The 23072-nt window shown below is 54.0% G+C and carries 23 protein-coding genes and 1 pseudogene; 9 read left to right on the top strand and 15 right to left on the bottom strand.

All coding sequences use genetic code 11. The features are described from left to right. Positions 1-10: 10 nt before the first annotated feature. From VSQ83_RS25505 to VSQ83_RS26865, 3 genes are all read right to left on the bottom strand, one after another. The gene (locus tag VSQ83_RS25505; RefSeq protein WP_326427865.1) at positions 11-1600 is read right to left on the bottom strand and encodes a methyl-accepting chemotaxis protein; all 1590 of its coding nucleotides are present in this window, start codon (positions 1598-1600) and stop codon (positions 11-13) included. Positions 1601-2184: 584 nt separating this feature from the next. Next, positions 2185-2838 carry an NADPH-dependent FMN reductase gene (locus VSQ83_RS25500; protein WP_229752097.1) on the bottom strand — a complete coding sequence of 218 codons (654 nt, stop codon included), beginning with the start codon at positions 2836-2838 and terminating at the stop codon, positions 2185-2187. A gap of 321 nt (positions 2839-3159) precedes the next feature. Beyond that, a complete protein-coding gene (locus VSQ83_RS26865) occupies positions 3160-3393 on the bottom strand; it encodes a nuclear transport factor 2 family protein (protein WP_096143102.1) in 234 nt (77 codons plus the stop codon). Positions 3394-3687: 294 nt separating this feature from the next. On the opposite strand from VSQ83_RS26865, the gene VSQ83_RS25495 reads away from it, so the two are divergent. From VSQ83_RS25495 to VSQ83_RS25460, 8 genes are all read left to right on the top strand, one after another. Next, positions 3688-4293, top strand: a complete 606-nt coding sequence (locus VSQ83_RS25495) for a helix-turn-helix domain-containing protein (protein ID WP_096143101.1) — start codon at positions 3688-3690, stop codon at positions 4291-4293. Between the two features lie 327 nt (positions 4294-4620). Continuing rightward, positions 4621-5487 (top strand): formyltetrahydrofolate deformylase, encoded by an 867-nt coding sequence (purU, locus tag VSQ83_RS25490; RefSeq protein ID WP_096143100.1) that lies wholly within the window; start codon positions 4621-4623, stop codon positions 5485-5487. Continuing rightward, positions 5484-6389: a bifunctional methylenetetrahydrofolate dehydrogenase/methenyltetrahydrofolate cyclohydrolase FolD gene (gene folD, locus VSQ83_RS25485; RefSeq protein WP_096143099.1), complete on the top strand. Its 906-nt coding sequence runs from the start codon at positions 5484-5486 to the stop codon at positions 6387-6389. Before purU ends, folD begins: the two co-directional genes overlap by 4 nt. Next, positions 6371-7612: an FAD-dependent oxidoreductase gene (locus VSQ83_RS25480; protein ID WP_096143098.1), complete on the top strand. Its 1242-nt coding sequence runs from the start codon at positions 6371-6373 to the stop codon at positions 7610-7612. Before folD ends, VSQ83_RS25480 begins: the two co-directional genes overlap by 19 nt. Before the next feature lie 24 nt (positions 7613-7636). Beyond that, the gene (locus VSQ83_RS25475; RefSeq protein ID WP_096143097.1) at positions 7637-7939 is read left to right on the top strand and encodes a sarcosine oxidase subunit delta; all 303 of its coding nucleotides are present in this window, start codon (positions 7637-7639) and stop codon (positions 7937-7939) included. After that, positions 7936-10833, top strand: a complete 2898-nt coding sequence (locus VSQ83_RS25470) for a 2Fe-2S iron-sulfur cluster-binding protein (RefSeq protein WP_096143096.1) — start codon at positions 7936-7938, stop codon at positions 10831-10833. Before VSQ83_RS25475 ends, VSQ83_RS25470 begins: the two co-directional genes overlap by 4 nt. Position 10834: 1 nt before the next feature. Continuing rightward, entirely contained in the window at positions 10835-11440 is a 606-nt protein-coding gene (locus VSQ83_RS25465) for a sarcosine oxidase subunit gamma (RefSeq protein WP_096143095.1), read from the top strand. 110 nt (positions 11441-11550) lie between these two features. Beyond that, complete coding sequence (locus tag VSQ83_RS25460) at positions 11551-12339, top strand: IclR family transcriptional regulator (protein WP_096143094.1); 789 nt, start codon at positions 11551-11553, stop codon at positions 12337-12339. On the opposite strand, the gene VSQ83_RS25455 is transcribed toward VSQ83_RS25460, so the two are convergent. Both VSQ83_RS25455 and VSQ83_RS25450 read right to left on the bottom strand, forming a co-directional pair. Continuing rightward, the gene (locus VSQ83_RS25455) at positions 12336-13112 is read right to left on the bottom strand and encodes an acyl-CoA thioesterase (protein WP_096143093.1); all 777 of its coding nucleotides are present in this window, start codon (positions 13110-13112) and stop codon (positions 12336-12338) included. The two genes, VSQ83_RS25460 and VSQ83_RS25455, sit on opposite strands and share 4 nt — an antisense overlap. 388 nt (positions 13113-13500) lie before the next feature. Next, positions 13501-14005: pseudogene (locus tag VSQ83_RS25450) on the bottom strand (cyclase family protein); the annotation flags it as partial. 53 nt (positions 14006-14058) lie between these two features. Between VSQ83_RS25450 and VSQ83_RS26860 the strand changes: the two are divergent. Continuing rightward, complete coding sequence (locus VSQ83_RS26860) at positions 14059-14349, top strand: hypothetical protein (RefSeq protein WP_412034013.1); 291 nt, start codon at positions 14059-14061, stop codon at positions 14347-14349. Positions 14350-14819: 470 nt separating this feature from the next. On the opposite strand, the gene VSQ83_RS25440 is transcribed toward VSQ83_RS26860, so the two are convergent. The 10 genes from VSQ83_RS25440 to VSQ83_RS25395 form a co-directional block, all read right to left on the bottom strand. Then, positions 14820-15446: a DUF3313 family protein gene (locus VSQ83_RS25440; RefSeq protein ID WP_254989601.1), complete on the bottom strand. Its 627-nt coding sequence runs from the start codon at positions 15444-15446 to the stop codon at positions 14820-14822. Between the two features lie 326 nt (positions 15447-15772). After that, complete coding sequence (locus tag VSQ83_RS25435; protein ID WP_096143091.1) at positions 15773-16285, bottom strand: acyloxyacyl hydrolase; 513 nt, start codon at positions 16283-16285, stop codon at positions 15773-15775. Positions 16286-16436: 151 nt separating this feature from the next. Further along, entirely contained in the window at positions 16437-16766 is a 330-nt protein-coding gene (locus VSQ83_RS25430; RefSeq protein ID WP_096143090.1) for a DMT family transporter, read from the bottom strand. Next, a complete protein-coding gene (locus VSQ83_RS25425; RefSeq protein WP_096143089.1) occupies positions 16763-17110 on the bottom strand; it encodes a DMT family transporter in 348 nt (115 codons plus the stop codon). Before VSQ83_RS25425 ends, VSQ83_RS25430 begins: the two co-directional genes overlap by 4 nt. Before the next feature lie 26 nt (positions 17111-17136). Beyond that, positions 17137-17772: a PqiC family protein gene (locus VSQ83_RS25420; protein ID WP_096143088.1), complete on the bottom strand. Its 636-nt coding sequence runs from the start codon at positions 17770-17772 to the stop codon at positions 17137-17139. Beyond that, on the bottom strand, positions 17769-19460 hold the full coding sequence (locus VSQ83_RS25415) for a PqiB family protein (RefSeq protein WP_096143124.1): 1692 nt from the start codon (positions 19458-19460) through the stop codon (positions 17769-17771). Before VSQ83_RS25415 ends, VSQ83_RS25420 begins: the two co-directional genes overlap by 4 nt. Next, positions 19453-20073, bottom strand: coding sequence for a paraquat-inducible protein A (locus VSQ83_RS25410; protein WP_153332630.1), 621 nt, complete (start codon positions 20071-20073; stop codon positions 19453-19455). Before VSQ83_RS25410 ends, VSQ83_RS25415 begins: the two co-directional genes overlap by 8 nt. Continuing rightward, on the bottom strand, positions 20070-20675 hold the full coding sequence (locus VSQ83_RS25405; protein WP_096143087.1) for a paraquat-inducible protein A: 606 nt from the start codon (positions 20673-20675) through the stop codon (positions 20070-20072). Before VSQ83_RS25405 ends, VSQ83_RS25410 begins: the two co-directional genes overlap by 4 nt. Positions 20676-21125: 450 nt before the next feature. Further along, the gene (locus VSQ83_RS25400; RefSeq protein ID WP_326427928.1) at positions 21126-22247 is read right to left on the bottom strand and encodes an ATP-binding protein; all 1122 of its coding nucleotides are present in this window, start codon (positions 22245-22247) and stop codon (positions 21126-21128) included. 56 nt (positions 22248-22303) lie between these two features. Further along, positions 22304-23005 (bottom strand): response regulator, encoded by a 702-nt coding sequence (locus VSQ83_RS25395; protein ID WP_096143085.1) that lies wholly within the window; start codon positions 23003-23005, stop codon positions 22304-22306. Positions 23006-23072 lie beyond the last annotated feature (67 nt).

Below are 23072 nucleotides of genomic sequence, written 5' to 3'. Positions count from 1 at the left end.
CAGGCGTATTTCAGCACATTTGAAAACTTGTTCGGAGATTCCCTAAACGCGCGATTGCGTCGGCCCCATGGGTGGTTGTTTGGGTGTCTGTCTGAAGAACTTCGGTATCGTTCTGAATCGACTTAGATAGACTGATCTGCTCTTGGGTAAATTGAGCGATACCTGCGTTGAGCACATCGATCTGACGAACGGATTTAGCGATGACTTCAAGGGTATGAGTAGCCTCAACGGAACGCTCAATACTCGCTTCAGCTTTTTCCCCGTTGAGCGTCATGACGTTCAAAACACCATTTGCACTGAGTTGCAAACGCTGAATGATCGTTTGAATTTCTGCCGTTGAAATGGCTGTTTTTTGGGCCAAATTGCGCACCTCATCAGCCACCACGGCAAATCCACGACCCTGCTCGCCAGCCCGGGCAGCTTCGATAGCGGCGTTGAGCGCCAGCAAATTTGTTTGTTCAGCAATGCTGCGTATCACTGTTAGTACCGAGCCTACCTGCTGCGTCTCCTCTTCCAGCTGCTGCATCGCTTGCACCGATCCCAAAACACTACCGCCCAAGTCACTGATGCTGGAAGACAAATTATCTATATTCTGCCGTGCAGTTTCTGCTTGTTTGGAGGCAGCGGCCGCCACTTCTGAGGCTTGCTGAGAGCGGTGAGCCACTTCCTGAATGCTTTGCGTCATTGCAGAAATGTCGCGGCTGATAGAGTCGGTGTGGCCTTCTTGCGAGCGTGCGTTTTCTTCAGTGTCCTGGGTCAGGTGATACAAGTCTTTGGACATTTGCTCCAACGGACCGGCAGCATCAATGATTTGCCGCATGGTGACCTGCAACTTATCGAGGAAACTGTTGAAAAGCTTGATCATCACTCCTATTTCGTCGTGTGTTTCGACGTTGACGCGGCGAGTGAGGTCGCCGTCTCCGCTGGCAATAGATCGAAGGGATGTGATCACGCCATGAACGTTGCTCATGACTCGGTGAATCACCATTGCCGAACCAATGCTTACCAATAAAGCCAGGATTATGCTCAGACCATACCCCACTCGAGTGGTCGTAACGTTCTCGGTACGAGTTTTCGATAGGTTGGTATGGAAATCCTCATAGGCGTGGCTACGAAATAAATCCCCTGCTTTTTCCGCTTGATCCAAATCGCTTGCCATACGGTCCAGGCTTGGGCGCAGATCCTCAAAAGCTGCACCTTTTAACAATAGCTCGGTGGCCGAAAATGCATTTTCGGTATAGCGTTTTACGGCGGCAATCCATGCGATCAGTTCTTCATTTCGCGGAGGTTGCTCTTGGGTTAAATTTTGCAGTGCTCGCTGCTTAACACCAATCTCCGCCAGAACTTTTTGCGCATCGTTAAAGGTTCCCATTTCTCCAGCGGAGACCGCGTTATTAAGAAGGCCAGGCACGCGGGAAAATTGGAAAATCACCGCATCGGCATTTTCAAGAGTCGGATAGCTTCGTTCTTCCAGGGTCACGAGCCGGACATCATTATTATCAAGCTGGAGGGCCGTATAGGCTACGAACAGCAGCAAGCCAATAAGCGCCGCAGCTGGCGGCAAAGAGAGCTTAAACATTAACGATATATTTTTGAGCATTAATACAGTTCCCCTTCAGGACGCATCGCAGAGCAGAAGAACAATCAACTTATGTGATTGTTATTAACGCAAGATGGAAAATATGCACGCGTGCGCACCTACACCGCGGCAACACATGGGTGCCCCTTTATCGAGCACCAACAAATATTTTAATATCTCGCAAGCGACGCAGCGATGAGGCCCAGTATTCTGAATCAATACGCCACCGGCTACAGGCTATGGTATTTTTTATTGAGGTTATACACTCCATCCATCGTCTTGGCTCAATGGAGTACTCATCAACAAAAATAAACCCTCGACTCTTCGGCCGCTCTCAATCAAAACCAATAACACCCTTGGTAACCGAGACCAACAATATATATTTAAATGCAGGCACCGAAAACTATGCTTTTAAGCATGGCGACGCTATGTGCTTGGACATTCGGTCGCACGTAGTCATCCAAATGATGGCATACGACAAGGATTATCAGCTTTGATTGCCATCGGCAGCCATAGCTTGACATGCTCCTGTCGATAGCCCTGCATACGAATAAACGATACGGTACTCCATCGAACTATTGTGAACTTGGAAAAACGGCCACTACTTATGCTTTCTTATCAAGAAAACTGAAGCTCATTACTTGCTGCGCCACCAGTGCCAGCAAGTTGGCAGCCGAACCATCGGAACAACTCCCATCATCACTGAATCGAGACTCTAAGGTGTTAAAACCAGCGCCAAATGGTGTCGGCCAACCACGCAGAGCGTGAACGATGGTGCGCAGAGAAGCCAGGGTAGCGCCAGTTGCTTGCCAACCATACGCCGTCACAATCAGTCCTACCGGTCGGCCATGTAGATACGGACGTGTATCCTTAGACGTCTCTTCAAGCAGGTCGAGCGCGTTTTTCACCAAACCTGATACGCCGCCGTGGTAAGCAGGGCTAGCAATAATTAGTCCATCAGCACTACGTACAGCCTCGATCAACTCTCTTTCTGCGTCGCTACGTTCCGAAGCTGGGTCATACATGGAAAGGGAGGCAAGGAAAGGACCGTCAAAAAGTATCGTCCGCGCGCCCTGCTCCTCAGCTGCCTTTAATGCCATGCGCAACGCTCGCTCTGTCGACGAGCCTGGTCGGGTTGTACCGCCAATGCCAATTATCAATTGGGGCGACGCTTCACACATATAGCTATCCCCCGTCTTGGCCGCGTTAGCAGGATCCACATACAGGTTTTGTGTTGCCTCTCTAATTATTTTTTGCATTGTCATCATCCGCTTAGTTAAGATGTAGATATTTATTCAGAAATAGAATCACTCAAACCCGCTCCCCGCGTCAGGAGTAGCGTTACAAATGCTAATTTCATATGAGACAGGCCACTACAAGCAACAGCCACAAGCTCATCGACATTTCATAAGAGTCGTGAACACACGCCCGCAATTCCATTAAGCGCACTGACTGCCAATAAGCATATTTAATTCGCCTACAACAATCCCGCTCGTGACCATTGTTGCGCATACTGCTGAGGCACTTTTAAAATAAACTCAACAGCTTAGCGCTTCAGTCACTAGCAGGAAGCATTGCGATCATGTTTTCTGTTTGTAGTAGGTGTCTTTCTTGACGATAAGCCCGTCTTCAAACTCCCATAGATCGCAGCCGACTATATCGATGTTAGCGCCCCCCGGAGCAGTGCCACGAACACGCCACTCACTGAGTGCTTTGTTGCCAATAATCCAGTTTTTTCCTTCAGTCCACTGAATATCGGGAGAGTCTGCGAACCGTTTGGCGAGTGCAGCTCTGATCGTATCGCGACCACGCAAAGTCGTCCCGACATCCTATTCATTCACTCCTGGTGAAAAACTACGCATGAGAGTTCTGTTGCCTGGTGGCTATTTATTCCAAGCAGGAAACTTATTTTCTCAACAGGAATGCAAGCCTCTTGCCAACTCGGCAATGCGCGCAAAAAAAGGCTGATAAAGGGGAATTTCCGCTCTGCATATGTGAAAATCGTTTTCACTAGGGGAATAATCCTGTCGCAGATAGAGCAGCCATAAATCAAATCGCACATTCCTGGTGCGAATTTAATTTTATTGAACGGAAACCGTGCATACCCGATGAATACGCCCGTAGAACAACAACCGAAGTTGAAGCTTGAGCAATATCTGGGTATCCAAATCAAGCGTCAGCGGCAAGCGCAGGAATTGAAGCTGTCCGATGTTGCGCGCATCGCAGGAATCAGCCAGGGCATGTTGAGTAAAATCGAGAATGCTCAGGTCTCCACCAGTCTGGATAACCTGAGCCGCTTGTGCGACGTGCTTGGCATGCCCATGTCCAAGCTGTTCAGCCAGTACGACCAGCAAGGCAGTAGCGCCCTGCTTGTCAAGCATGACGAAGGACTGGAAGTAGTGCGACGCGGCACCGAGAAGGGCCACACCTACCACCTGCTCAACCACACCCGCGGGCCGAAGAAGAGTTTCGAGGCATACATGGTGACCATGGACGACGCCAGCGAAGAATTTCCGACCTTCTCTCACCCGGGCACGGAGTTCCTGCATCTGCTGGAAGGCGAACTGGTGTATCGCCACGGCAATCAGCTGTATCACATGGAAGCGGGCGACAGCCTGACCTTCGACGGCGACATCCCTCATGGGCCGGAAGAACTGGTGCAGGTGCCGATACGGTTGTTGTCGATCATGAATTACGGCGGTTCAGCGGAATAAAACCTTTCATCGCTACACACCCCATCCCCGGGCAGTCCTGCTTACCGACGATCGCGCCTTCATAATCGCTGTCGCTGGCAAGCCGGCTTGCTACAGCTCAGCGCCGCGCTCCCACAGAGCATAGCCAGTCAATAATTCCCACCAGTTAAAAATGTTTCCAGAAACCTCTGGACGGGTCATTTCCTTTCGCCTATAAAACAGTCTTTGAGAATATTTAATTCCTGATAGGAAATTTTATTCATCCACGAATTACCTGTTCACCCCTGAATTTCTCGCGCTGATCGTTAGCCATTTGCTGAACTGCCGCCATCTTCCAGAGGACATGCCATGCAACACGAAAAGAACCATTTCATTCTCAAGATCAGCTGTCCGGCGACCTCCGGCATCGTTGCGGCGGTCACCTCGTACCTGGCGGGCAACAGCTGCTACATCGGTGAAATGGCGCAGTTCGACGACGAATTCAGCGGCAAATTCTTCATGCGCGCGGTGTTCCGTTTCAACGACGGTCACGCCGGCGACATCGCCCAGCTCAAGGCCGGTTTCGAAGACGTGGCCAAGGCGTTCGATATGCAGTGGGAACTGCACGACACCCGCGCGCCCATGCGTGTGCTGCTCATGGTGAGCAAGTTCGATCACTGCCTCACCGACCTGCTCTACCGCTACCACAAGGGCGAGATGGACATGACCATCACCGCCATCGTTTCCAACCACCTCGACCTGCGCCCCATGGCCGAGCGCGAAGGCATTCGTTTCATCTACCTGCCGGTGACCAAGGACACCAAGGCCCAGCAGGAAGCAGCGCTGATGAGAGTGGTCGACGAGACCGACACCAATCTGGTGGTCCTCGCCCGCTACATGCAGATCCTCTCCGATGACCTCTGCAAGCAACTGTCAGGCCGGGCCATCAACATTCACCACTCGTTCCTCCCTGGTTTCAAAGGTGCCAAGCCTTACCACCAGGCTTACGAGCGCGGCGTGAAGCTGATCGGCGCCACCGCCCATTACGTCACCAGCGACTTGGACGAAGGCCCGATCATCGAACAGGAAGTGCAGCGCGTGGATCACGTGTATCTGCCGGATGATCTCGTCGCCACCGGTCGTGACACCGAAACCGTTGCCTTGTCGAAGGCGGTGAAATACCACCTGGAGCACCGGGTTTTCCTCAATAAGGACAGAACGGTGATCTTCCGGTGAGCACTTCCAAAATAATCGATGGCAAAGCCGCAGCCGCCCGCGTACTCGCCCACGTCAAAGCCGACGTGCAAAACCTGAAACTCGAAGGCATCGAGCCTGCGCTGGCAGTGATTCTGGTGGGTCAGGACCCGGCCAGTCAGGTCTACGTGCGCAACAAGATCCTGCGCGCTGAAGAGGCCGGGATCCGCTCGCTGGAGTACCGCCTGAGCACAGACACCTCCCAAGCGCAGCTGCTCAAGCTGATCGCCGAACTGAACGCAGACGACGGCGTCAACGGCATCCTCCTGCAGTTGCCGCTGCCTGCACACATCGAAGAAACCCGTGTCCTGCAGGCCATCGCGCCGGGCAAGGACGTCGACGGTTTTCACAGCGAAAACGTCGGCGGCCTGAGCCAGGGGCGCGATGTGCTGACGCCCTGCACGCCCAGCGGCTGCATGCGGTTGCTCGAAGACGCCTGCGGTGACCTGAGCGGCAAGCACGCAGTGGTCATCGGCCGCTCGAACATCGTCGGCAAACCCATGGCAGCCCTGCTGCTCAAGGCCCATTGCTCGGTGACCGTGGTGCATTCACGCAGTGTCGACGCCAAGGCTCTGTGTCGTCAGGCCGACATCGTCGTCGCCGCCGTCGGCCGTCCACGGATGATCGACGCCAGCTGGCTCAAGCCAGGTGCAGTGGTCATCGACGTCGGCATCAACCGTATTGAAGAAGACGGCCGCAGCCGCCTGGTGGGTGACGTCGATTTCGACAGCGCCCTGCCCCAGGTTTCGGCGATCACCCCGGTGCCGGGTGGCGTCGGGCCGATGACAATCGCCTTCCTGATGAAAAACACCGTGACCGCTGCCGTTCAGCAGTCCCAATTGCACAGCAGCCCCTTGGAGGCCGTATGCCTTTCAATCTCCTGAAATACGGGCTCAGCTCGGAATACCCGGTCGAGGTCGATCTGCCTGCGCCGAAAGAACTCAAATCCTCCTACGACGTGGTGATCATCGGTGGCGGCGGCCATGGCCTGGCCACCGCGTACTACCTGTCGAAATACCACGGCATCACCAACATCGCGGTGCTGGAAAAAGGCTATCTGGGTGGCGGCAACACGGCGCGAAACACCGCCGTGATCCGCTCCAATTACCTGACCAGCGAAGGCGTGCGTTTCTACGCCGAATCGGTGCGCATGTTCGAAGGCCTCTCCAACGAGTTCGACTTCAACATCATGTATTCGCACCGGGGCCAGCTGACCCTGGCCCACACCGACGCCACTGTGCGTTCGTTTCGTCAGCGCGCCGAGGTCAACAAACACTTCGGAGGTCGCACCGAGATGATCGACCGCCAGCAGATTCGCGAACTGGTGCCGTCGCTCAACCTTGATCCGGGGCACATCCCCGTACTTGCCGGCCTGTGGCACATCGACGGCGCCACGGCGCGGCACGATGCCGTGGCCTGGGGTTACGCCAAGCAGGCGGCCAAGCGTGGCGTGGAGATTCATCAGCTCACTGAAGTTCAGGAACTGGTCATCGAAAACGGCACCATCACGGCGGTTAAAACCAATCGCGGCACCATCAAGTGCGGCTGCGCGGTTCAGGCCGTCGCAGGCATGAGCTCGCAGCTGATGAAGAAGGCCGGGATTCGCTCGCCGATCCAGACCTTCCCGCTGCAAGCCATGGTCACCCAGCCGTTCAAGCCGTTCCTCGACCCGCTGGTGAGTTCGTCCGCCCTGCACTGCTACGTGCAACAGACCAGCCGTGGCGAAGTGGTGTTCGGCGGCGGCTCCGATCCCTACCCGCTGTTCAACACCCGCTCGACACTCGATCTGAAAGAAAGCCTGCTGGCCCACGCCATCGAAATGTTCCCGTTCCTGGCCAACGCCAAGCTGATGCGCCAGTGGGCCGGGATCACCGACATGACCCCGGATTACAGCCCGATCATGGGCCTGTCGCCGGTGAAGAATTACTACCTGGACGCTGGCTGGGGCACTTGGGGTTTCAAGGCCACGCCGATCTGCGGCAAGACTATGGCTGAGCTTGTATCCAGCGGCGGCAAGGTGCCGGAACTGATTAGACCGTTCGGTCTGGAGCGGTTTTCGACCTTCCAGCAAGTCAACGAAATGGGCGCGACAGCGGCCAGTCACTGACCGCCATTGAGTAAGGAGAGAGAGATGAAAATCATGACTTGCCCGCTCAACGGGCCGCGCAATATCAGCGAATTCACCTACGGCGGCGAGTTCAAGCAGATGCCCGATCCTCAGACCTGCAGCGACGCCGAGTGGGCCGATTACGTGTTCAACAGCGAAGACGTTCTGGGTGTGGTTCGCGAATGGTGGATTCACAACCCGTCCAGCTATTGGTTCCTGGCCGAGCGTCACACCGGCAGCGACGAAATCCTGCTCACCTTCGATCCCAAAGAGCTGTTCAGCCAGCGCGTCGAGTTCGTCGTCGCTGCCAAGGAGACCGCCCGATGAGCCGCCTTCCCGCCCCCATGGGTCTGTTAATCGACCGCAGTCAGCCGCTGGATTTCAGTTTCGATGGCAAGCCGTATCAGGGCTTTGCCGGCGACAGCATCGCCAGCGCCCTGCTTGCCAACGGCCGCTTTCTGCTGTCTCGCTCGTTCAAATACCACCGACCACGCGGCCCCCTGACCATGGCCGGGCAAGACGCCAACACGTTGGTGCAGTTGCCCAGCGAGCCCAACGTGCTGGCCGACAGTCACTTGTTGGAAAGCGGCGTGCAGGTCACCGGGCAGAACTTCAACGGCTCGCTGGACAACGACAAGGACGCTTACCTCGGCAAGTTCTCCAAGTTCATGCCGGTGGGCTTTTATTACCGCTCGTTCTACAAGCCGAAGGGCGCGTGGAAACTCTGGGAGCCGATCATTCGCAAGAAGGCCGGCCTGGGCGTGCTCGATCTGAAATTCCAGCCCGAGTATTACGACAAAGCCTATTTGTTCGCTGATCTGGCCGTGATCGGCGCAGGCCCTGCCGGTCTTCAGGCCGCACTGACTGCCGCCAACGCTGGCGCCAAAGTGCTGCTGATTGAGCAACAGCCGGTCCTCGGCGGCTCGCTGACTTACGCCCGCTTCGATCTCGAAGGCACTCGCGCCGAGACCGTGCGCCGTGAACTGGTCAGCGCCGTCGAAGGCCACGCCAACATTCGCGTGTTGAAAAAATCCACTTGCAACGCCTGGTTCACTGACAACTACCTGCCGGTGATTCAGGGCAAGCGCATGTACAAAGTGCGCGCCACGCAATGCCTGATCGCCAGTGGTTCGTTCGACCAGCCGGTGATTTTTCGTAACAACGATTTGCCTGGCGTGATGCTGACCAGTGCCGCGCAACGCCTGATGAAGCTCTACGCAGTCAAGCCGGGCAAGCGCGCTGTGGTGCTGACGGGCAACGATGACGGTTATCTGGCCGCGCTGGACCTGCACGATCAGGGCGTAGAAGTGGCTGCGCTGGTGGACATGCGCAGGAACCCCGCCGACCGCGCACTGCTGCTGGCGCTGGAAAAGCGCGGCATCACCTGCCATCTCGGCAGCACGGTTTTTGAGGCGCTGCACGAAAAAAGCATGCATCACGTCAGCGGCGCCGACATCCGCACGATCACCGGGCAAGGTCAGGTCGCCGGCAGCGGGTTGGTTGTCGATTGCGATCTGCTGTGCATGTCCGGCGGCTACATGCCGGTCTATCAGCTGCTGTGTCAGGCCGGTGGTAAGCTGGCCTACGACGACCAACTGGCGGAGTTCAACCTCAGCGGTCTGCCGAAAAACCTCAGCGTTGCGGGCTCGGCCCACGGCTATCACGCGCTGGACAACGTGCTGGCCGACGCCATTCATGCCGCTGCCGATATCGTCATGGCGCTTGATCTGGATCTGGCCGCCAAGCCGCTGGCGATGCGCCCTGAAGCGCAGGTCAACTTCCCGTGGCCGATCTTCCCGCACCCCAAAGGCAAGGATTTCGTCGATTTCGATGAAGACCTGCAAGTGCGCGACATCATCAACGCCACCAAAATCGGCTACCGCGACGTGCAACTGGTCAAGCGCTACTCCACTGTAGGAATGGGCCCATCCCAGGGGCGTCATTCGGCATTGCCGACAGCGCGACTGGTTGCTGCTTCGACCCAGCGCAGCATCAGCGAAACCGGCGTCACCACAGCTCGTCCGCCCTTTGAGGCCGAGAAGCTGGCCCACGTCGCAGGGCGTGCGTTTGACCCCTACCGGCAGACGCCAATGCACAAACGGCATGTGGAGGCTGGCGCGAAAATGATGCCCGCCGGCATCTGGCAGCGTCCGGCTTATTACGGCAAGACCACCGAGCGTGAGGCATGCATGCAGGCCGAAGCGCTGCGCGTGCGCAACAAGGTCGGCATCATCGACGTATCGACCTTGGGCGGTCTGGACGTGCGCGGTCCGGACGCCGCCGAATTGCTCAACCGCATGTATACCTTCGCCTTCCTCAAGCAGCCGATTGGTCGCTCCCGTTATGCGCTGATGACCAACGAGCACGGCGTGGTCATTGACGATGGCGTGTGCGCACGCTTCGGCGAGCACCATTTTTACGTCACCGCCACCACCAGCGGCGTTGATCGCATCTATCAGCAAATGCTCAAGTGGAACGCACAGTGGCGCCTGAATGTGGACATCGCCAACGTCACGGCGGCGATTTCGGCGGTCAACGTGGCAGGACCGGATTCACGCAAAGTGCTGGAAAAGGTCTGCCAGGATCTGGATCTTTCGGCTGAAGGTTTTCCTTATCTGGGTGTGCGTCAGGGCACTGTGGCGGGGATCAAGGCGCGCTTGCTGCGGGTCGGTTTCGTCGGCGAACTGGGCTATGAAATCCACGTTCCCGCTCGTCACGCATTGAAGCTGTGGGACGCATTGATGGAAGCCGGCAAAGCCTTCGATATCCGCCCGTTCGGCGTCGAAACCCAACGCCTGCTGCGTCTGGAGAAGGGCCACGTGATCATCAGTCAGGACACCGACGGCATGACCCATCCGGGCGAGATCGACATGGGTTGGGCGGTGAGCCGTACCAAGCCGTTCTTCGTAGGCCGCCGCTCGGTGGACATCCTCGAAGCCCAGCCGCAGAAACGCAAACTGGTGGGTTTCACGCTGCCCAAGGCCAGTCCGCAACCGCTGGAAGGCCATCTGGTGCTCAGCGGTCGGGACATCAGCGGCAACGTGACGTCCTGCGAGTACTCGCAATCCCTGGACAAGATCATCGGTCTGGCCTACGCCGCGTTCGATCAAAGCCAGCCAGGGCAGCAGATTTCGATTCGTGTCGAGGACGGCGTGATAGTCCAGGCCACCGTGGTGAAACTGCCTTTCTTCGATCCTGAAAACCAGCGCCAGGAGCTCTGACATGTCGAGCCTCAACACAGAAAGCTACATCGAACCCGCTCCACTTCAGCTCGGCGCTCTACAACAATGTGTGCTGGTCGACCTGACCGAAGTGCCGAGGGTTGGCTTTCGCGGTCAGCAGAGCGCCGATTACTTGCAGGCCCGGGGCTTCAGCCTGCCGGATGCGCCGAACCGGGCGATCACTCAGGCCGATGGCAGCTATGTGGCGCGTCTGTCACAGACTGAATACCTGATCCTCGGCAGTCTTCAGGACCGTGGCGAACGCATCGCCGATGAGGAAGCGCGCTGGGAGCTGGATCACAGCGCCAACTATCTGCTGCCCCGGGAGGACAGCCATGCCTGGCTTCACTTGAGCGGCGTGTCCATCGCCGAGGTCATGGCCAAGCTCTGCGGCGTCGACCTGCGTCCTGCCGCGTTCCCGCCAGGCGCCGTTGCGCAGACCTCTGCAGCGCGCATCAACGTGATCGTGATCAACCTTGGATCGATAGGGCAGCCGGCGTTCCAGATCCTCTTCGACCGCGCGTCGCTTGCGTACTTCAAAGGCGCTGTACTGGATGCCATGGCCGAATTCGATGGGCAGGAGCTGAAGATAGAGACACTTCAGTGAGCTCTATCCCTGCAGCAACTCCGTTTGCCGGCAGTGGCGATTTCAATGATGTGACCGCCTGCAAACCATGGAGCCACAGATAGTAGAAAGGTCGTTATCAAGGAGTATCCATGAACATAGCGGAAGTGTCCGCCAAGGAAGCCGACTACAGCGTCCCCGCCCTCGCCCGCGGGCTCAGCGTACTGGGCATGTTCAACGCCCACACACGCAACCTGAGCCTGCAGGATATCGCCGAGCGTCTGGGCGTTAGTAACTCGGCGGTTTACCGCATTCTGTTCACGTTAACCAGCATGGGTTACCTGAACAAGCAGAACACCCAGTACGAACTCGGCGCACGGGTAATAAGCGATGGCTTCAGTTATCTGGCCAGTCGCGACCTAGTCGAAGTAGCGATGCCGCACCTGAACGAACTGCGTGATCGCACCTCTTTGTCCTGCCACCTGAGCATTCGCGAGCAGACCGATAGCCTGTACCTGTATCGGGCGTTTGCCGCGCAAAGGCTTTCCGTAAACATCCCAGTGGGTACGCGCATCGCCTGTCATTGCACGGCCATGGGCCGCATGCTCCTTACCTCATTGAGTGAAATAGAGCTAGGGCAGTTATACCAGCTTGTCCGGCTGGACGATTATCCAGCACCCGCACCGCGTACGTTGCTTGAACTACAAAATTTGATTAGCGAAGACCGAGACAGGGGCTGGGTATTGCACCGATCCGATTACTCAACCGCAATTGCCGCGCCGATCAGAGATCATAACGGACACGTCGTGGCCGCCATCAATCTTTCCGGCCCTGATGCTGTGATGGATTCTGAGGACGTTAAAGAGCAATTTCGAGCATTACTACTGGCAAGCAGTGTGAGCATTAGTAACGAACTAGGTTATTCCAATCCATTGGGCTAGATGAAAATAGCTACTGTTTGGCGCCCCGTTAATACCTGCGCTCCACTCTCATCCCAGACATCTAAGCTTTGAAAAGAGTAACCGTTACCGGCTTTTAGGCTAAATGTACGTATCAAAAACCAATCACCTACAGTTGAAGGGTTTGGTAAATCGAACGCCCAAGAAACAGTGCTAAACAACGCGGGCGTATCAAAACAAGCACTAACACCCGGCGGCACGCAGTCAGCGAGTGCAATCAACGCGACAGTGGCGTCGACGCCTTCGGCGTCAACATGTCTAGCCCAGACAATTAACTCTGGTATCGCTGCACCTGAAAACGGTAACGCACCGCCTGCCGGACGAAATTCAAAATTGTGAGCGCAAGGAGGAGCATTATGGTCCAACACTAAAACTGGGTAGATATGCGGACCGCCTACATCAGGCATTCGCGTAAAATCGTGGATAATCTTACTCACTCGGGGGCGAGCAAACTGCATGACCATATGTAGAATATGTCTATCTTCAGAAACAGTGTCTGCCGCCATTGAGATCAGCGACTTCCCCTCATACAAGTGTTTCGCGCTGAACGTCTGAGATGCAGAGCAAGGACTCAAAAAGGACACATGCGCAGATACCAGTGCGGGCAGCTGCGCTGGAGCCTCTAACATCGCTATGTGCAATGAAAGCGCGGCGGACAAGCCACCATAAACCGTTCGTCCTTGAAGCCAGTCTGATGGGGGAGGAAACGGTTCGGTTGCTTTAAACTGCTGAAAAATCTGGGTTAACGAACTCATTGCATTCCCCGATCAGATATATTGGGAATTTGAAGGATTGACCTTCAAAATTTACAAAGACCATCAAGCCTAAAGCGTTAAGCTTATTAGGACTCTGAGAGATTGCTGTGGCTATGTGACCGGTTGATTACACGAGCAAACAAGAGTGCAGTTGGACGACAGGCGGTATTTACTGCGGTATGTTAGGCTTACCATCGGCGTGCAATCCACGGCGACGGAAGCTGGCCATTATGATGATCGCGATCGGATTTCAGAAAAGTACAAAAACTACCTGGCACACCTCACCGAACATAAAAGTTATCTAATTTTTTTACAATCGGCGCTGACCCAGTTCAGGCCAGCACCATACTATCTATACAATCCCCTTATTACGAGCTCCCTCGCCCCCTCACTTAATCACGACAGGGTTCACCGGAGCCCCGCTTCCGTCTACAACTTTTAAAAGTGCTGCTGTATACAAAAACGTCCATTGCACATCACGCGCATAATCTCCAGCGAATGCATCCAGCGCGATGATCTCGCTGAATGTCACGCCTAGGTTTCGCATAAGTGCATTATGCAGAGGTAATTGGACGCCGCTCACCGGATCGACAGTAACTTCGCTGGCTATTGTATCGGTTACAAGGTTAGGAATTTCCATTTCATGAAACCAATGGACCAGCTCTGGGCTGAAGCTGAGGCCAGGTTCTAAAAAATCTTCATAAAACTCTTCCGCTGAAACTTTATAAAACCTACCAATCCATCCAGTCCGGATAAGAAAAATATCGTGCTTCTGGATCTCAACCCCCTGAGCCTTGGCGGCAGCTATGAGATCAATATGGTTGAATATTTCACCTCGGTCCATATTCCTTGACGCGGAGTCTGCCCATATCGATCAAAATACCACGGCCAACATCAACTGCCGAGCGAGCGGAAATTGTTCGAACAGTTCTCCGTTTGCCGAGCTGTGGTGCGTGAAGCGCTGTCGCAACTCAAATTTGAAGACCTGATTACAATGCAACGGGGCAAAGGTGCCTTTGTCGCCAAGCGTGGAGAGCGGCACGCTTTTAGGCTGAGCGAGGTCTCGTTGGGCGAAGAAAACTCGCTCCTGCACATCTTGGAGTTTTTGATCACCCATCGACGTAGCCGCCACTCGTCTAGCGGCAACACGTCACACCGTCGAGGACCTCAAAGGATTCGCCAAGCCCTGATTGGGATGGAATATGCGATTGTCAATGATCGCCTGGGCGACGAGTAGGACTATGCGTGTCACCAGGCCATCTTTGCAGCGCCCCCCCACTTTAAAGCGCTGAATGAGTATCTGGATCATAGTGTCCGTCGTCTTATACGCGAGGCACGAAGCAACAATGCCACAAACTACCATGAGCTTGTCGAGGACGTACAAAACGAACGCCATGCAATTTTTTGGCGATTCAAGCTCGATACTCAGCGAAGGTAGGCGAGCCGGCAGAGCGGCATCTGCGTAATGCAGGTAAACGAATGAACATGTACATCGAAGAATGGCACTTGAGTCTTCTGTTCACCCCATCCTCTATCGGGCGGCTTGACACCCGAGCGCAAGACGAAGGCCAGCGCTTATAATCGAAGCAGATATACACACTGGAGCGCAACGAACGCCAACTAGGCGGCGCAAGCAGCTGATCAATACCACACCATACAGCCTCTCTCGCGCCCGTTACCTCATACCTCCGATAGAGGGCCGGGCATTTATTGCAAGGGTCTGCCCAACGGAGACAAAAACTGCGTTGCTTCTACGGAAAATCTAGCAGCAAGTGTCAACGCGTGTGAACTTCGACTGTAATTGCCGAAAAACTCTTTTATTCCACCTGAGTCTGCCCACAGCAGCATCGCCTTCTGCTGGCCGGTCACCCCATCCACTGCTTCCAACTCAACAGCTAAAGCGCCGTTGAGTAATGGACCAATAGCGAGGGAGGTGAGCGTGTTCAGCACCGGAGAGGCTTCCGTGATACGCGTAATGCGTACTTTGACATGTAGGATAGGTTCAGTAACCCCCTCCCCGCCTGACAGGTAGAACTGTTTCTGCATTTCACTATTGAGCTTGTCCTGCAACACACCGAGAACTTCTGCGCCTACGTCAGGGGAAATTTCTTCTGATACGGCTGGAGAAATCAGAACCGGCTCAATTATCGCAAACCTATATCGGCCAAAGTCCCCAGGTTGGGGAGGGATCGACATGACATTTTCCCCGCTTGACACCAACCCCTGATAGGACTGCGCCTGATCAGACCTAACTGGGGTATGCGATGCACACCCACTTATGCTGCCAATGACGACCGCTAACACAACACTAAACCGCAACTGACAGGCTGCCATCGAAGGGCGGCTTGGCGGCACAAAAATTGTCCTATTAAAAAACTTCATTCCAGACACCAGCATAATCTTCGCTTCCTTTTGCACGCATGGGAGTGCCCATGCTAGGGCTAACTTTGATTAGTCAATAACGTCAGTGACGGCCTTTCATGATGAAGTCAACTATATTAAACTCAGAAATTTTCTGAGCAGTTGAACATAGAAGAGTCATCCGACAAGAATAGTTAAATCAAGTGGACGATGACGCGGAAGAACATCAGATCAAATTACGCCCTTACTTTCCAATATCAAAAAGAAAACTCAAAAATGATTGCCGCCGATGCCTATCGCTAAAAAGCGTGACTATAAAAAAGTGAAAATGATTCAATTCCGTCATTCGGCTCTTTGATACCTGCGTTTGAGTAATGAATAACCCGGGCACCCACTCGCTGTGTGTCCCCTATCTTCAATCCTGCGCCTAACCGGTCCTCGAAATTGAAAGCGGATCCAAGCTCTCTGTCACCGGCACTGCCGCCGGAAAAAACCGCAACTCCCACGCCCAACTCTATGAAGGGCTTAACATATGAAGCGCCAAACTCGTAGACAAAAACGGGAGCAAAAGAGAGCGAATGTCGCGCGCCGGCTTTTTTGCCAGACTCCCAATAGGTATACCCGTAGTCCCAATACCCCGTCAGCTTACCCGTCGAGCTTTGGAACCACGACTTATCCCAAGCCATCCCCACGCCTGCTCGAGCGGTTAGGCCACCCTGACTGGTCGATCCAATGGCAGAAGAAAACTCAATCGCTTGAGCGCCAAAAGATAAGGGTAAGAGTGCAAGAGCACCCAAGATGATTTTTTTCATATAAATACCTGCTCGTAATCAACATTATGAGTGAGCGTTGCGAAAGGCCCAACTGTTAGAAAATAGGAATGACTCTAACAAGCGGCCTTAGGGGAGCAATCCCGCTCCATGACACTCCCCACGAGATGAACTAACAGCTTTTGCAGATCAATCAGCTGGCGTGCTGCGCTCCGAGTTCGATTAACAACACTCCGCCGACGATGAAGATAATCCCTAACCCCATTAGCTTCGTCAGTGGATCCTTGAAAAGTAGCTTTGCAACAATTGCCGTCAGCGCCACGCCGCTTGCAGACCAGACTCCGTAGGCCACCCCAATACTCACCCCCTCAGCGAGGGTTAAGCTCAGCAACGAAAAGGCAATCAGATAGGATGCCGCGACGGGCAAAATCCAGATTTTGCGGCGAAAACCATCCGAAGCACGCATGGACAGTGTTCCGCAGACTTCAAACAAAATCGCGCCGATCAAATAGACCCAACTCATCGTGTCTGCTCCATTTTCCCATGCGCCGCACCTGCGCCTATTTCGACCAACCATACGCCCGCAATGATGCAAGCGATCCCCAGGCCCATGATCCAACTCAGGGAATCATCGAAAATAACGTGTGCCATTACCGCTGTAAGCGCAACGCCACAAGCCGCCCAAATGCCGTAGGCCACTCCAATAGCCATGCCCTTACGTAGAACCATCGATAGCGATACGAAGGCGCCCACGTACCCGCAGACGACGACAACGAACCATTGAGGGTTATCCATAGCGGCTCGAAGTGAGAGCGTCGCCACGACTTCGAGCCCTATGGCTGCGAAAAGCCAAATCCACTTTTTCATTAGGTTTCCTCTTAAGTGCCTAAGTATTAGTCTGCCCCAGCCAGAGCTGCTAGAGAGGCATTGATTTGACAACCAGCATTCGAGTCCGCCATCCAATGCGTCGCCGTACCCACGATACGACTGCCGAGTTCTTTAACTATTCGTTGGTGAGCCAGCACTAAGGCCTCTATTCCAGTACCGGCGCCCCGACGAATCACCGAGCCGCAGGTCAGGCTTCGATGAGCACCATCAATGCCAGTGCGTCTTAGGCTCCAGGCGGCCTCAACCAATGAGTAACGACCCGGGACCGACTCAAAACGGCGTACGTCAACCTGGAGAGAAACATGGGGCAAGCCAGGCTCGCGCGCAAGCCCTGCCCCGTCGACGCGGCCCATTTGCAGCCTTAACTCATGACTTAACGCCACTCTCACCTCATCTGCCAAGGGCGCGGCCCAGTGCTCCGTTTCAAGTATCCGCATACTGCTCTCACCTTGACGAACAACGATCTGAGGCTGATCAACCTGAACGGGTACATTGACCGTCGTAAGTGAATATTGAAATGGCACGGCGGCGTTGGCGTTGGCGGAATCTGTAGCAGGAAGCAAGGTGTAATAGCGAGTGGGCGCAGAACTGCAAGCGGCCAATACCAGAAACGCCGCGAACCAACAGAAACGTATGTTCACTTGGAAGACTCCGCCGGTTGAGCTGATGAGGCAGACGTACTCGAACGAAAGCTATCGGGTTCGCCTTCCTTTACTCTGCCGCGAATCAGCGCTTCGGGGTGTCGGCTCAAAAGATCACTGAGTACGCGCACTGATCGAGCGGAACGCTGGACTTCATCCATGACTTGGCCAAATTGCTGGCGCTGTGGTGAGTCTTCAGCAAAACTTTCATTGACTACCGACAGTGTCTTTTGAGTCTGCCCCAAAGCATCCCGCATTTGCGGAAGGACTTGCCCGTTAACTTGCTGCAACGTCTTACGCATTTCGACCAAGTTGGCATTGAGGTTATCCGCAATACGTTCGACCGGAATTTTGCTCAATTTTTCCACAATCCGCTGCACCTGATCCTGCAACTTGTCTAAACTCCCGGGGATCGTAGGCATTTCCATAGGTCTGGCCGCAAGGTTAAAAGGTACAGGTTGGGCATGAGGGACGAAATCAAAAGAGACATAAAGCTGCCCCGTCAGCAAGTTTGCCGTTTTGACCTGAGCGCGCAGCCCCTCTTTGACAAAGATCGATATCAGCTGGGCTGATTTTTTACCATCTTCATCATGACCAGCATCATAGGCTGTCAGTATTTGTTCATAGGCCTGGCCCAAGCGCTGGGGATAAATGACCGCACCGACCACGACTGCAAAGTTATTAGTCGAACGGTTGAAGTCCAAATCGGTTGACACCACCTTGCCGATATTTACCCCTAGAAACTCCACCGGGGCATTGATCGCCAAGCCGCGCATTGACTGATCAAAATGCATACGAATGAAAAACGGTTCACCATCAGGCGGTGCCAAAGCTGTCGCCTGATCTTTAAAGAGTGGAAACGCGCCGCGCTCGTCTGCTGCCTTCGCATCATTCCCATAGGGCGGCTCCATAAACGCAATGCCGCCCGACACGATCGAGGCGACTGACTGAGTATTAACCTTCAGCCCATCCGCTCCAAAGCTGACGTCCACACCGCTGGCGTTCCAGAAACGAGTGCCTGTGGTGATAAAGGCATCATTCGGAGCAGTCACGAAAATTTCGATTTCTACGCCCTTACCGTCGGCGGATAACTGATATGAAACGACCTGTCCAACTTCGATGCGACGGTAATAGACAGGCGAACCAACATCCAATGAGCCAAGGTCATCTGCACTCAATGTATAGCGCTTGCCTTTCTGTCCATAGGTAATTGGCGGTGGACTTTCCAAACCCTTAAAAACGATTCTAGTGTCATGGGACTCGCCAGGGTCAGCTCCGATGAAGGCGCCAGACAAAAGCGTATCCACGCCTGAAATACCTTGCGCGCCGATTCGAGGGCGAACCACCCAAAAACGTGAATCCTGAGCCGTAAACGCCTTGGCGGCTTGGTCTAACTGAATAGTTGCCACCGCGTGGTCACGATCGTCGCTCAAGGTAATGTCGGAGACTTGCCCAATTACAACATTTTTGTATTTGACCTGTGTTTTTCCAGCAACCAAGCCTTCAGCACTGAGAAAGGTCACTTTTATTTCAGGCCCCTTTGACAGGATGCTGTGCGCCGCCATCGATAAGCCAATTAATGCCGCCACTATGGGTAGTAACCAAACCAACGAGACCCCCTTACTTCGATCCTTTACACCCGGCGCTTCAGGCTTTCGTTGAGTTTTGACATTAAATTGATCAGACATCTTCAACCTCAGCATCCCAGATAAGACGGGGATCGAAACTCATAGAGGCCATCATGGTGAAGACCACGACAAGGCCGAAAAAAACAATCCCAATTCGTGGCTCGATATTGCTCAGCATTTGAAACTGCACCAGTGCGGCAAGCAAAGCGACGACCAGCACGTCAAGCATCGACCAGTAGCCAATGCGCTCTACGACGCGATAGAGACGAGCGCGCTCCAAGGTGCGCCATCGGCTACGTCGTTGGGTGCTCATGAGTAACACGAACATAATCAGAAACTTCATACAGGGCACTACAACGCTGGCTATAAAAATGAGCGCCGCGATGTCCCATGCCCCGCCCTTCCAAAGTTCGAGCACACCACTCATGATCGTACTCTCGCGGCCATTACCGACAATATCGGTGCGCATCACCGGCAACAAATTGGCGGGCACATAACATAGCAAGCCCGTTATAAGAAGTGACCAGGTTCTAACAAGGCTATTGGGTTTGCGTCTATGCAATGTCGCGCCACAGCGCGAACAAATTAATGCATCACTGGAACTTGCCTTCTTACAGGTGTGACAGAGAACCAGTTGCAACTCTGAAGCAATTGGCGGACGTTGAATCGTCATACGTCCTTTGCCTCATCCCATAGCCGTTGCATACTTTTGCTGGTGACAATGATGCTCACAATACAGAGTAATACTAATGCAACCAGACCCATACCTGGGCGCACATCTAACAGCCCGCTTAGTTTAATGATGGCGACCAAAATACCGAGCAGACATACTTCCAGCATGCTCCAGGGCTTCAACTTCACTAAAAGCCGCATACACCCCTTAAACCCCGGTGCACGCCTACCCTGGTAGGCAAATCCAAGTAACCAGCACAAGAGACCAATTTGCAGCCCTGGGGCTAGTATGATGCATACACCTGCTACGAAGGCAATTGGCGTAATATCTCCTCGTGCAAGCGCCCATACGGATGACCACAATGTTGCTTGATTACCCGCACCCTGAAAACTTATATCGATTACGGGAAAAACATTAGCAAATACGAACAAAAGCGCGCTGGCTATCGAGATTGCAAACAACTGCTCAATCGTCAGCGCTGAACCTTGCTGGAGCACACCATCGCAACGCGTGCAAATGGATGTCTGACCTGGCTTCAGCGGCAAGGATTCGAAGACTGAATCGCAGTGCTCACAGATAATCCAGTCATCACACTGATGCATAAGAGTGTTCCTAAACGTTGTTCCGGCAGTCAGTTCGATTAATACGCAAGCGCAGAAAGCGGACTTAGACATGCTCACTGACTTGAATAAAAAGTGCACACCAACATAAACCACGCCGGCACACCATTAAGCATTCGGAACAAGGCTACACGCTGTTTTTCAATAAACGATTTGGAAAATATCAAGATTTGATCAAGATGCTATTCGGACGTTAATCGGATCCTGATTTCGTCGCTTCGAGTACGCTTTGCCGGCCAAGGACCGAGAATCCTGCTACCCACCTTCAGCGCTGTCAGGACGCACTCGAGAGCCGCGCTTATACTCGTCACAGCCTCAATAATTCACCGAGCAGGAAGGTTAGGCAATCTCAAGCATGCTATTGGCACATTGCTGTTGCTTGATTAATCGCTGATCCAAGCAGTGAGCAAGCGACATGCTCTTCCTCCTGAATCAGCCATAGGGAATTGACATGCGAATGGCTAGCCCACCCCCTTCACGGTTGTATGCGCTGATAGAACCGCCGTGAGCGTCACAAATAGCGGAAGCAATTGACAAGCCCAACCCAGTCCCTCCCAAAGGACGGGCGCGAGAACTTTCCGCTCGCCAGAAACGGTCGAATATACGCGTCAACTGGTCATCCTCCACCCCAGGTCCCCGATCGGCAACAATCAGGTGAAGCGCACTTTCACATTGACTGACCTTTATTTCTAAGCACTGACCCTGTGCGGCGTAGCGGATCAAATTATCGATCAAAATGGAAAGGACTTGGCCAAGCCGATCTCTGTCAGCCAGCAACATTAACTCAGGCCCAACATCGACCTGGGTGATGACATTAGCCACAGCAAGTTGAGGTGATGCCCACTCAAGTCGCTCCGACACCAGCGAACTCACCGAAAATAGACTTTTCTCCATCGCTAGCTGACCCGCGCGGGCTAGAGACAATAGATGCAGGTCACCCACCAGCCGATTCAACTGATCAAGTTGGCCCTTGACAAGCATCAACTGTTGCGGATCACTGGGAAAGACCTCATCCAGCATGCCTTGCACACGCCCTGCCGCTGCATTAAGAGGTGTCCTTAACTCGTGGGCAAGTACGGCACTGGATACCCGGATCTCACGCTCGTATTGCTCGAGCTTGGCAGTCATTCTATTGAAGTCTTTCGCCAGTTTTATAATCTCGGCAGGGGCACCTGGGACGCTCGGCGCACGTACCGAAAAATCGCCCTGCGCTACCCTTCGAGCGGCACGGGCCACATCTGAAAACTGCCGAGACAGAGGGCGAGAGACTAATAACCCGCCTAAAATAACCACGGGAATTGAGATCATGATGAATGAGGCAAGCCACAGCCAATCACGGCTCGCGATACCGGGGAGAAAGTCACGTACATCGTAATAACGTTGGAATAGCTCCCATAAGCGAGCCTCATTGTGATGCGGATCTGCGCGAAGCTCCTCGAGTTCGGGTCGTATCGTCGCGGGGATCTGCTGGGTCGTGCTGTAATCCCAAATTGCAAATCGTAGCCACATTCCAAAGGCGATACTGAAGATGACACCTAGTGCGAGCGCACTCATCCGCAAGCAGACCCAGTACCAGAGTGTCGAGCGATGTTTACGCGAAAACGGTAATTTCACTGCGCCCCCCGGAACCGGTAGCCGACGGCCCGCACGGTAACCAAAACATTGGCGACACCATTGGTCTCCAGCTTGCGACGAAGATTATGGATATGCGCGTCGATGACTCGATCTAAAGCTCCGCTCTCTGGTAAGCACGCCTCCAACAGTTCACCACGGGTAAATGCTTTGAAGGGAGCTCTCAGCAACGTCGCCAATATATTAAATTCCGTAGGCGTAAGGTCCAACACAACACTGCCCTGCTCCGGACCTTCAACATGCGCGGTAAATGTTTGAAGATCCACCAACAGCGCACCATCGCGTAGTTGATCTTTTGATATAAGACGACTGGAGTCTGTTCGGCGCAGCACAGCGACCACTCTGGCGACAACTTCTTTCGGGTTGTAAGGCTTGACTATGTAGTCATCCGCCCCATAGCGAAGTGCACCTAACTTATCAGGCTCATCACCGATTGCGGTCACCATAATGACCGGCGTGTCACCCAAACGGCGAATAGCGGAAAGAACTTCCGTGCCGCTCAACTTGGGCAGCATGACATCCAGCAACACCAGATCCGGTTTCCAGCGTGAGTGCATTTCAACACCCCGAAGACCGTCCTCAGCAATAGCCACTTCAAAACCGTCTCGGCGAAGGTAGGCCTCAAGCGTACTTGCACTCAAGGCGTCATCCTCAACCACCAGTATTCTTTTACCTACCATACGAGCCTCTTAATAAAACCTTGATAATTTCCGCAACGATTCTTGAAAGTCTGCTGCCACCATCTCA

It is taken from the genome of Pseudomonas sp. DSV-1 (assembly GCF_035830915.1).
GTDB lineage: Bacteria > Pseudomonadota > Gammaproteobacteria > Pseudomonadales > Pseudomonadaceae > Aquipseudomonas.
This window is presented reverse-complemented; position numbering and strand designations above follow the sequence as displayed.